The sequence below is a fragment of the Anoxybacillus kestanbolensis genome (assembly GCF_001996285.1).
Taxonomy (GTDB): Bacteria; Bacillota; Bacilli; order Bacillales; family Anoxybacillaceae; genus Anoxybacillus; species Anoxybacillus kestanbolensis_A.
Window position 1 is genome coordinate 1 of record NZ_MQAD01000039.1, and the last position, 3011, is coordinate 3011.

The following is a 3011-nucleotide window of genomic DNA, read 5'->3' on the forward strand; positions in this document are numbered from 1 at the left end:
AAACGATATGGGTTAGACGAAGCCATCGTGCCTGTTTGCGAAATAATATTTCCCCAAGCATCATACTGATACTGTGCCACAACATTACCATTTGCATCGGTTAATGCCGTGACATCACCGTGACCATTTATATGGTAGTAATAAGTTACCCCACCCTTGGTCATTGTAACTGGGTTTCCTTGGTAATCCCACGTATACTCCGCCACGATGTTATTGTTGGCATCTGTTTCATATAGCACTTGGTTCGAGTCACCATCATAGTGATAATAGATGGTTCCGCTTGATGTTGTTTTGCTGATGCGTCTTCCAAGCTGATCGTACGTGAAAGACGCGATGGTTGTACCAGATACATTTTTTACTTCAATGAGACGGTTGTCATCATCGTACACAAATGTCTTATTGCCGTTGTTCGTTAAATTGCCATTGGCATCGTACGTGTACGCTTGTCCGTTGACCGCTGTTAATTGGTCGGCGGCGTCATACGTGTATGTTGTGGTAGTAGTCGTTCCATTATTTACAATTTTCTTCGTACGGTTCCCCACAGCATCGTATTCGTACGTGATGGTCGTCCCGTCTGCTAGTGTTTCTTTTGTCAACTGATTCAACGCATCATATTGATACGTGATCGTTCCATTGTTGGTTTCCACACTGGTAATGTTGCCATTGGCATCATAGCTGTAGTTGAAGTAATTTAAGACATTGCCGTTCGCGCCAAAGTTTTTAATCGATTTTAACTGGTTGGCATCATTATACTCGTAGGCGGTATAGGTGCCATTCGCATGGATTATCGAACAGTGCCAGGCACTGTTCGCCAATATCGATTCCCGCTTTGATCGCTGCTCTTCTGCTTTCCACCGCGCTGCATAAGTCCGGCATGTTGCCGGGATGAGCCGCTGTTTTCATGTATAAATGCCGCCGCTAATCCGGAATCATAACTTCAAAAACCGGATAACGGAGGAACAAGATGAAAAAACGGCTCGCTTTTTGCTTTTCGCAGGGCTCTTCTCCTTGCAGTCCATTCATGCTTTGGCCCGCGATGAGTGGATGGAAATAGCGAAAAAGTTTATACCACCCAACACTGTTCTTGCAGATCCCGAATCGATCGAGCTGTATGATTTTGATCAAGACGGGCGCAACCAAATCGTGGCGACATTCCAACTTCAAGCGGGCGAACCGCCTTCCCGCTCCAAATTCGGAGCGATTGCATTGAAAAAACAGAGGCAGGCTGGCAAAAAGTATGGAAGACCGAAATAGTAAATGACTCCGCCTTTCGTCATCATCACTAGGCGGCCCATATATATTGCACTACCATTTTTTATTGGCACCCGCTTCGTCACATAAACCAAGTGACAGATACTCATCCTATAAAACACCCCCAGCTGCATTTTACGCAGTTGGGGGATTCTATACAATATTATTTCATAAAAGACAAGTGCCCGCTCCTAATTTCTTGGTTTACCAATCCGATAATTTTAATAACTTATATACTTCCTTATCATGAAAGTCTGATTCAGAAATTTGTAATATATCTATAAGTCTCTGAATTCCCCCTATCCACATGCGATCGTCATCCTCAGCTGCTTTTATTAGCGAAGCCTCTATATGTGGAACTATCACACTTTTATCTATACTCTTCAATATCTCTATCGCTGTAGGGACACCAGGCCAATTCATATCTTGCATTAACTCTATTAAGCAGGGTATCGCCAGCCTATTTCGTGGGTATCCAATTTTATTTAAAACTTTAACCGCATTCTCCCAACAATGCTTCTCGGTATCTTGTATTAACAAAGGAGTGTATTCATCATCAATTGTTGTTAACTCCCTTATTGCAGATAGTTGAACTTCTTGGGGCATATTCCAACTCAAGTTTTTCATCAATCTTTTAACTTCACTAAGTTCCATTAAAATTCATCTCCTACTATTTAACTTTCACAGAAAGGGCCTGCAATAATTTTGTATATTCATGTGGTCTAGTATTAGCATTTTCCCTTGAGTTTATCCATCCCTGCATTTTCTTCATATTTACTGGTCTCACTGACACATGAGTTTTACCATCTTTTATTGCTACTAGTTTTCCTGTTGCATTAATGGCCTCAATAGTAGTTGCTGTATATGGTCCAGATAAAGGCTTTACTGTAGTATAGGATAGCCCACTAACATCTTTTGGTCTTGGAGTTAAATTAGTGCCGTTTCCACTTCCAGTACGATAAATAACTGTTGGGTTTTTCCTATTAAATTTACGTTCTAAAACACTGACTATCTCATTTGCTGCAACATATGCAATCACTATTGCGGTTGCCTCAACAGCGGCTGCTGTTAGCCATGAAATTGATACACCTGCTAATGGAACTAAAAGAAAAGCGAAGTGACCATTTATATCCACATATATAACAGGATTATTTTTAGTGTAAACATATTGATTTATACTAAGCGGCTCGTTTTCAACCCCATGGAACGTATCTCTTGTCAAGAATCGCCCCATATTCGCCTCATAATACCGCGCCATTAGGTAGTATAGTCCGGTTTCCTCATCGTAATAATACCCGGCATAACGGTATGGGTTCGCTGTTGCCAGCGCACCGGTTTTGGACAGAATGTTACCCCATGCGTCATACTCGTATTGGGCGACGACATTTCCGCTTGCATCCGTCAATGCAACGACATCTCCATGACCGTTCAAATGATAGTAGTAAGTGGCTCCGGCTTTCGTCATCGTGACCGGGCGGCCCAATGCGTCCCACGTATATTCCGCTGTGATGTTGTTGTTGGCGTCTGTTTCATACAACAGACGAATCGAGTCGCCATCGTAGTGATAGTAAGTCGTACCGCTTGATGTTGTTTTGCTGATGCGTCTTCCTTGATGGTCATACGTATAGGTTGCGATCGTAGTGCCCGATGCGTTTTTTACTTGAATGAGACGGTTTTCGTCATCATACACAAACGTTTTGTTGCCGTTGTTCGTTAAATTGCCATTGGCATCGTACGTGTACGCTTGTCCGTTGACGGCT

At 42.6% G+C, this 3011-nt stretch carries 3 protein-coding genes and 1 pseudogene; 1 reads left to right on the plus strand and 3 read right to left on the minus strand.

Going from position 1 to position 3011, the window contains the following annotated elements:
• A pseudogene (locus BO219_RS14220) lies at window positions 1-815 on the minus strand (DNRLRE domain-containing protein); the annotation flags it as partial.
• Window positions 816-1008: 193 nt separating this feature from the next.
• On the opposite strand from BO219_RS14220, the gene BO219_RS14225 reads away from it, so the two are divergent.
• Window positions 1009-1254, plus strand: a complete 246-nt coding sequence (locus BO219_RS14225; RefSeq protein ID WP_143271315.1) for a hypothetical protein — start codon at window positions 1009-1011, stop codon at window positions 1252-1254.
• A gap of 201 nt (window positions 1255-1455) precedes the next feature.
• On the opposite strand, the gene BO219_RS14230 is transcribed toward BO219_RS14225, so the two are convergent.
• Window positions 1456-1905 (minus strand): DUF5071 domain-containing protein, encoded by a 450-nt coding sequence (locus BO219_RS14230; protein WP_052023561.1) that lies wholly within the window; start codon window positions 1903-1905, stop codon window positions 1456-1458.
• Between the two features lie 16 nt (window positions 1906-1921).
• On the minus strand, window positions 1922-3011 hold a 1090-nt coding region (locus tag BO219_RS14935), incomplete at its 5' end, for an RHS repeat domain-containing protein (protein ID WP_275531846.1).